This window comes from Micromonospora sp. NPDC048040 (assembly GCF_055587185.1).
In genome coordinates this window covers 128,507-134,720 of sequence record NZ_JBVJGT010000004.1, presented here as the reverse complement: position 1 = coordinate 134,720, position 6,214 = coordinate 128,507, and the positions used below count along the sequence as shown (strand labels likewise).

The 6,214-nt window shown below is 72.9% G+C and carries 7 protein-coding genes and 1 pseudogene; 5 read left to right on the top strand and 3 right to left on the bottom strand.

Annotated elements, in window-relative coordinates:
• Positions 1-182: 182 nt before the first annotated feature.
• Positions 183-689 carry a DUF2231 domain-containing protein gene (locus ACZ6O2_RS07215; protein WP_350701775.1) on the bottom strand — a complete coding sequence of 169 codons (507 nt, stop codon included), beginning with the start codon at positions 687-689 and terminating at the stop codon, positions 183-185.
• A gap of 148 nt (positions 690-837) precedes the next feature.
• On the opposite strand from ACZ6O2_RS07215, the gene ACZ6O2_RS07210 reads away from it, so the two are divergent.
• The 5 genes and pseudogenes from ACZ6O2_RS07210 to ACZ6O2_RS07190 form a co-directional block, all read left to right on the top strand.
• Entirely contained in the window at positions 838-1,455 is a 618-nt protein-coding gene (locus ACZ6O2_RS07210; RefSeq protein ID WP_466022293.1) for a pyridoxamine 5'-phosphate oxidase family protein, read from the top strand.
• A 76-nt stretch (positions 1,456-1,531) separates the two neighbouring features.
• Positions 1,532-2,137 (top strand): helix-turn-helix domain-containing protein, encoded by a 606-nt coding sequence (locus ACZ6O2_RS07205; protein WP_466022292.1) that lies wholly within the window; start codon positions 1,532-1,534, stop codon positions 2,135-2,137.
• Complete coding sequence (locus ACZ6O2_RS07200) at positions 2,137-3,429, top strand: MFS transporter (protein WP_466022291.1); 1,293 nt, start codon at positions 2,137-2,139, stop codon at positions 3,427-3,429. The genes ACZ6O2_RS07205 and ACZ6O2_RS07200 overlap by 1 nt, the downstream gene beginning before the upstream one ends.
• 205 nt (positions 3,430-3,634) lie before the next feature.
• A complete protein-coding gene (locus ACZ6O2_RS07195) occupies positions 3,635-4,159 on the top strand; it encodes a hypothetical protein (RefSeq protein ID WP_466022290.1) in 525 nt (174 codons plus the stop codon).
• 226 nt (positions 4,160-4,385) lie between these two features.
• Positions 4,386-4,835, top strand: a pseudogene (locus tag ACZ6O2_RS07190) (SRPBCC family protein); the annotation flags it as partial.
• Between the two features lie 441 nt (positions 4,836-5,276).
• Here ACZ6O2_RS07190 and ACZ6O2_RS07185 read toward each other — a convergent pair.
• Both ACZ6O2_RS07185 and ACZ6O2_RS07180 read right to left on the bottom strand, forming a co-directional pair.
• Positions 5,277-5,681, bottom strand: a complete 405-nt coding sequence (locus ACZ6O2_RS07185; RefSeq protein ID WP_466022289.1) for a VOC family protein — start codon at positions 5,679-5,681, stop codon at positions 5,277-5,279.
• A gap of 64 nt (positions 5,682-5,745) precedes the next feature.
• Positions 5,746-6,162 carry an ester cyclase gene (locus ACZ6O2_RS07180; protein ID WP_466022288.1) on the bottom strand — a complete coding sequence of 139 codons (417 nt, stop codon included), beginning with the start codon at positions 6,160-6,162 and terminating at the stop codon, positions 5,746-5,748.
• Positions 6,163-6,214 lie beyond the last annotated feature (52 nt).

The following is a 6,214-nucleotide window of genomic DNA, read 5'->3' as shown; positions in this document are numbered from 1 at the left end:
ATGCCGGCCCTCCGCTGCGCTCCGTGCCGCCATGAGGCACCACGCCCCGAGCCTGATGATTCGCTCGCTGCGCTCACTCATGCCGGCCCTCCGCTGCGCTCCGTGCCGCCATGAGGCACCACGCCCCGAGCCTGATGATTCGCTCGCTGCGCTCACTCATGCCGGCCCTCCGCTGCACTCGCTCATCGCACCTCTCCGATCCGGTGGGTGGCCGCCGGGGACCGCAGTGAGCTGGGCGCGTCCAGGCCGGCGTCCCGGTCCACACCGACGCCGAGCCGGTCGACCAGTTCCCCGCCGAGCCAGGCACTGATGCCGAGGATGGCCAGCGCGACCACCTCGATGGCGATCAGCGCGCCGCCGGCGGCCCGGGAGTCGGCGTTGAGCCGCACCACCCAGGTCGCCGCGAACAGCAGGATCACGGCGAGGTTGGCGGCGGCATGGCTCAGCCCCACCCGCTTGGCGCGGGTCCCCGACGGGATGGCCAGGAGGTCGAACGTCCCGGCCGCCGCGGCCAGCAGGCCGCCGACCAGGCCGACGGTGATGTTCCAGTACGCGACCTCGCCGAGGAAGTCCGGCCCGCCGACGGTGTCCACCACGTCGAACAGGACCGCGGTGACCAGCAGGGCCACCGGGAACATCACCAGCATCGGGTGGACGGGGTGGCCCAGCACCTTGAGTCGGCTCTCCATCCGGGCCTCCACTGCTCGGTCTGTCCGGGCACGTCGGGTGAGGCGGTACCCCCGCCGCCGACGGGCAAACCTCGCGCCGGCCGCCCTCCCCTAGGCTGGCGGGCGGCGGCCACGCCGCCACCGGAATCAACGCACGGGGGAGGGTCACGTGACGGTGGAGATCACGTCGCACGAGGAACTGCGCGAGCTGCTGGGGGCGCCGATGCCGCGGGCGCTGGCCAAGGACCGGCCCGTCCTGCACGAACGGGACCGGCAGTGGCTCGCCGCGTCACCGTTCTGCCTGGTGGCGACGGCCGGCGCGGACGGCAGCTGCGACGTCTCGCCGAAGGGCGACCCGCCCGGCTTCGCGCTGGTGCTGGGCGACCGGACCATCGCGATCCCCGAGCGGCCGGGCAACCGGCGCGCCGACGGCTACCGCAACATCCTCGACAACCCGCACGTCGGGCTGATCTTCCTGATCCCCGGGCGCACCGACACGCTGCGGATCAACGGCCGGGCGCGGCTGGTCCGGGACGCCCCGTGGTTCGACGACATGGTGGTGAAGGGTCACCGCCCGGTCCTCGCCGTGGTGGTGGAGATCGAGCAGATCTTCTACCACTGCGCCAAGGCGTTCCTGCGCTCGCAGCTGTGGCAGCCGGAGAGCTGGCAGCCGGACGCGCTGCCGTCCCGGGCCCGGCTGATCAAGGAGGTCGAGAACCCGGCCGAGAGTCTGGCCGACCTGGAGCGTCGCTACGGCCCGGGCTACGCCGCCACGATCTATTCCTGACGGCCGTCCCGGTGCGGGTTCGACCGCCTCGCCTCCGCCATTGCTAAAGACATCTTTATAAAGATAGCTTTAGTGTATGTCGCTGCCCGAGGTGAAGCTCTCCGACCCCAAGGCCCTGCGCGGCTACGCGCACCCGCTGCGGATGGCCCTGATCGGGCTGCTGCGGCAGCAGGGCCCGATGACCGCCACCCAGGCCGCCGAGCGCCTCGGCGAGAGCGTGCCGAGCTGCTCGTTCCACCTGCGACAGCTCGCCAAGTACGGGCTGGCCGAGCGGGCGCCCGGCGCCGACGCCCGGGAACGGCCCTGGCAGGCCACCGCCCTCAACACCTCCTGGGACGACGCCTCCGACGACCCCCGGACGCGGGCGGCCGTCGACGAGCTGAACGCCGTCCAGCTCGCCCTCTACACCCGCCGCGCCGAGGAGTTCCTGAGCCGACGGGCCGACGAGCCGACGGAATGGCGGGCGGTCACCGGGTTCAGCGACCGGCCGGTGCACGTCACCCCCGACGAGCTGGCCGAGCTGAGCGCGCGGATCGACGCCCTGCTCGCGGAGTACGACGACCGGATCACCGACCCGACGAAACGTCCGGCCGGCAGCCGGAAGGTCAGCCTCATGCACCTGACCGTCCTCACCGACCCGCCGCCAGCCGGAGCGTCCGCCGGCGAGCAGGACGACGCGTGATGAGCGGCGAGGCGACCGCCGCCCCGGTCACCGCCCCACCCGGCAGCCCGCCCCGACGCGGTCCGCTGCCCCGGCTGCTGCGCGAGCGGGTGTTCCGCCGGTACTGGTCGGCGCAGACCGTGTCGTACTTCGGCGACGAGATCTCCACCCTCGCCCTGCCGCTGCTGGCCGTGCTGGTGTTCCAGGCCTCGCCCGCCGAGATGGGTTACCTGACCGCCGCCGCGCTCATCCCGAACCTGCTCTTCTCGCTGCTCGCCGGCGCCTGGGTGGACCGGTACCCGCACAAGCGCCGGCTCATGATCCTCACCGACCTCGGCCGGGCGCTGCTGCTCACCGCCGTTCCGGTCGCCTACCTGACGGACGTGCTCACGCTGGCCCAGCTCTACGTGGTGGCCTTCGCGGTCGGCACGCTCGCCGTGATCTTCGAGGTCGCCCGGGGGCCGCTCTTCGTCTCCGTCGTGGACCGGTCCGACTACGTCGAGGCGAACGCCCTGATCAACGGCAGCCGGGCGATGTCCCTGGTGGCCGGGCCGAGCATCGGCGGTGTCCTGGTGCAGGTGCTCACCGCGCCGATCGCCCTGGTCGCCGACGCGCTGTCGTACGTCGTGTCCGCGTACTTCCTGGTGCGGATCCGGCCGACGGAGCCGGCACCCGCCCGCGGCGGCGGCCTGGCCCTCGGCGCCGGGCTGGGGTTCATCGCGCGGACGCCGATGATGCGCGCGATCCTGCTCGGCACCACCACGATCAACCTGTTCAACTTCATGTTCATCGCGCTGTTCGTGCTCTACGCCACACAGGGCCTCGGCCTCGCGCCCGGCCTGTTGGGCGCCGTGCTCGGCGCGGGCGCGGTGGGCGGCCTGATCGGCGCGGCACTCACCGGGCGGCTGGTCCGCCGCTTCGGCATCGGCCCGACGCTGCTGGCCGGGTTCGTCCTCTTCCCCGCCCCCATGCTGCTCATCCCGCTCGCCGGCGGGCCGACACCGCTGGTGGTCGGGATGCTCTTCACCGCCGAGTTCCTCTCCGCCGTCGGGGTGATGATGCTCGACATCACGGGCGGCTCCGTGCAGACCGCGCTCACCCCGGAGCCGCTGCTGGCCCGGATCGCCGGGGCCCGACGCACCGTCAACTACGGCGTCCGGCCGATCGGCGCGCTGCTCGGCGGCGCGCTCGGCAGCACAATCGGCGTACGGCCGGCACTGTGGATCGCGACGGCGGGGGCCCTCGCCGGAGTGCTCTGGGTGTTCTTCTCGCCGGTCCGCGACCTCCGTGACCTGCCGGAGCGGGCCGACTGACCGGACCGGACGTTTGAGGTGGCCGGCGAGGGTACTGACAACGGGACGACCCGGCGCGTCGGCGCCACCACCCCCTGGAGACGGGTCGAAGGAAGGACGGACCTCCCATGCCCACGCGAAGCAGCTCGGGGTCGACCGCGACCAAGAACCCCCCGGCAACCAGACGCCGAACACCCCGGACGTCAACGAGAGCGAGATCGCCCGGATGAAGGTCGACGACCTGCGCGACCGGCTGCGCCGGCGCGGCGTCACCGACACCGCCGACATGAAGAAGGGCGACCTGGTCGAGGCCCTGGTCACGAGCCTGCGGGAAGGCCGGGACTCCTCCGGGCCCGGCTCCTCGGGCTCCTCGTCCGGCGGCATCCGGACCGGCGCGCAGACCTCCACGTCGGTCAGGTACTCGCAGGTCATCGACTCGGTGGACGACGAGCCGGAGCGGCCGGGTCGCAGCCTGGTCACCACCGACCACGAGGTCATCCGGCAGTGGGCCGAGGCCCGCAAGGGCGTGCCGTGCACCGTCGACGGCACCGACCACGACGGCCACGCGGGCGTCCTGCGCTTCGACTTTCCCGCCAACGGGCGCGAGGACCGGCTGCGTGAGATCAGCTGGGAGGAGTGGTTCGAGGCCTTCGACAGGCGCCGGTTGAACTTCATCTACCAGGAGGAACGCGCCGACGGGCGGCAGAGCAACTTCTTCCGGCTGGACAGCCCGGACCGCGGGGACGGCTGAGCCCCGCGTACCGGACGGCAGGCCCGGGTCGGCATCCCGCCGGCCCGGGCCGCCGCGTGTCGACGGCACGTCCTCGCCCGGCTCGCCGACGTCGAGGCTCGCTGTCCGATGTGGGGTTCCGCCAGGTCCGGCGATTGAGCGCCATCACCGGGGGTAGGAGTTCACACGGACGAGGGACGGCTCTCCCCTCCGACGAGAGCAGTTCGACCAACGAGGAGGATCACCCGTGACCACGAAGGTCGAGAAGTCCATCGAAGTGCAGGTTCCGGTCAGCACCGCGTACAACCAGTGGACGCAGTTCGAGGAGTTCCCCCGGTTCATGGGGGGCGTCCGCGAGGTGCGCCAGCTCGACGACCGACGGATGCACTGGGTCGCCGAGATCGCGGGCGTCAAGCGTGAGTGGGACGCGACGGTCCTGGAGCAGGTGCCCGACCAGAAGGTGGCGTGGGCGGCCACCGAGGGCGCGACCAACGCGGGGGCGGTCTACTTCCAGCCCGTCGGCCCCGACCGCACCATGGTCCGGCTGCACCTGGAGTACGAGCCCGAGGGCATGATCGAGAAGGCCGGCGACAAGCTGAACCTCGTCGAGCGACAGGCCGAGTCCGACCTGCGCAAGTTCAAGTCGTACATCGAGGAGCGCGGCGTGGAGACCGGGGCCTGGCGCGGCACGGTCGACGGTGGCCTCGGGGTCGGCACGCCGGGCGTCGAGCACGCCGCGGGCACGCGCGGCGACAGCGGCAAGGTCGGGATGTCCGGCAAGGCCGTGGCCGCGGGCGCCGCGGTGGCCGGAGCGGCGGCGGCCGGAGCCGCCGCGGCCACGAAGCACCGCTCCGACACCGACGAGGACGGCCGTCCGGCCACCGGGACCGACACGGGGTACGTGGTGCCCGAGGTCGAGGTGGTGCCGGAGACCGGGACCGCCGGCTACCCGCACCGCACGCTCTGAGCCTTTCCCGTGCGCCCAGGAGCGCCAGCGACCGGCCCAGGTCCCCGTGACCTGGGCCGTCGCTCGTGCCCATCCCGACCCCCGCGGCCCGGCCGCCCGGCCGCCCGCCGCCCCGTCCGCGCCGGGGATGCTGAGACGGCCGCGCGGCGCGCTGCCCCCTCGCGGGCGGCGTCAGGCCGTCTCCGCGGACACCATCCACAGGCGGCCGTCCGGATCGGCGAAGGCGCCCACGTAGCCCCACGGCTGCTGGCCCGGCTCGACGACCACCTCCGCGCCGGCGGCCCGGGCCCGCTCGACGAGCTGGTCCGCCTCGACCGACGTCGCCGCCGGCAGGCTGAGGACGCACTCGCTCTGCCCGCGCCGGGCGACCTCGTGACGGCCGATGACCCAGCCGAAGCCGCCGGCCGGCACCAGCATGACCCGGAGACCGTCGTTGAGCGCGAACTGCAACGGCTCGGGGATGCCGTCCTCCGCCGGTTCCCCGACCGCGTCCAGGCCGAGCCCTTCCGAATAGAAGCGGTACGAGGTCGGGCGGTCGGCGATCGGCAGGCTGACGACGACCGGCGCGTACTGCATGAGGCTGCCTCCAGGTTGACGGACGACGTGAGTCGTCAGGGTGGACGCCGACGGGCGCGGAAACTCATCGCTCCAGCTGCGCCCGGAGGCCGTACCGGTCGATCTGGATCCAGTACTCCACGATCAGCCCGTCGACCACCCGGTAGACCGCGCTGGTCAACTGGGTCACCGGCGCCCCGGTGGGCGCGAGACCGTCGACCTCCCCGACGTGGTGCCCCCGCTGCGTCCAGCGCGCATGGACCTTCTCGCCGGAGCCGAAGAGCTCGTCGACGGTGAGGGTGAAGCGGCCGTACGCGTCGAGCATCTCCGTCACGTGCTCCGCGTACTGCTGGGGACTGCGCTCGACCACGGACGGGGCCTCGGCCTGCACCTGGTGGGCCGTCACCGTCGGGGCCATGAAGCGCCCGGCCTGGGAAGGGTCGACGCCGGACCGGACCACCTCGAGGAACGACCGGACCACGGCCACCGGATCACTGTGCATCACGACAGTATTCCCGCAGGTCGCCGAACTGGCGGCGCGGACCGGCCCCCGC

Excerpts from the sequence above, each read along its gene's own strand:
- ACZ6O2_RS07185 (WP_466022289.1), bottom strand. The coding sequence starts at position 5,681 with ATGCAGTACGCGCCGGTCGTCGTCAGCCTGCCGATCGCCGACCGCCCG.
- ACZ6O2_RS07200 (WP_466022291.1), top strand. The coding sequence starts at position 2,137 with ATGAGCGGCGAGGCGACCGCCGCCCCGGTCACCGCCCCACCCGGCAGC.
- ACZ6O2_RS07215 (WP_350701775.1), bottom strand. The coding sequence starts at position 689 with ATGGAGAGCCGACTCAAGGTGCTGGGCCACCCCGTCCACCCGATGCTG.
- ACZ6O2_RS07180 (WP_466022288.1), bottom strand. The coding sequence starts at position 6,162 with ATGCACAGTGATCCGGTGGCCGTGGTCCGGTCGTTCCTCGAGGTGGTC.
- ACZ6O2_RS07205 (WP_466022292.1), top strand. The coding sequence starts at position 1,532 with ATGTCGCTGCCCGAGGTGAAGCTCTCCGACCCCAAGGCCCTGCGCGGC.
- ACZ6O2_RS07195 (WP_466022290.1), top strand. The coding sequence starts at position 3,635 with ATGAAGGTCGACGACCTGCGCGACCGGCTGCGCCGGCGCGGCGTCACC.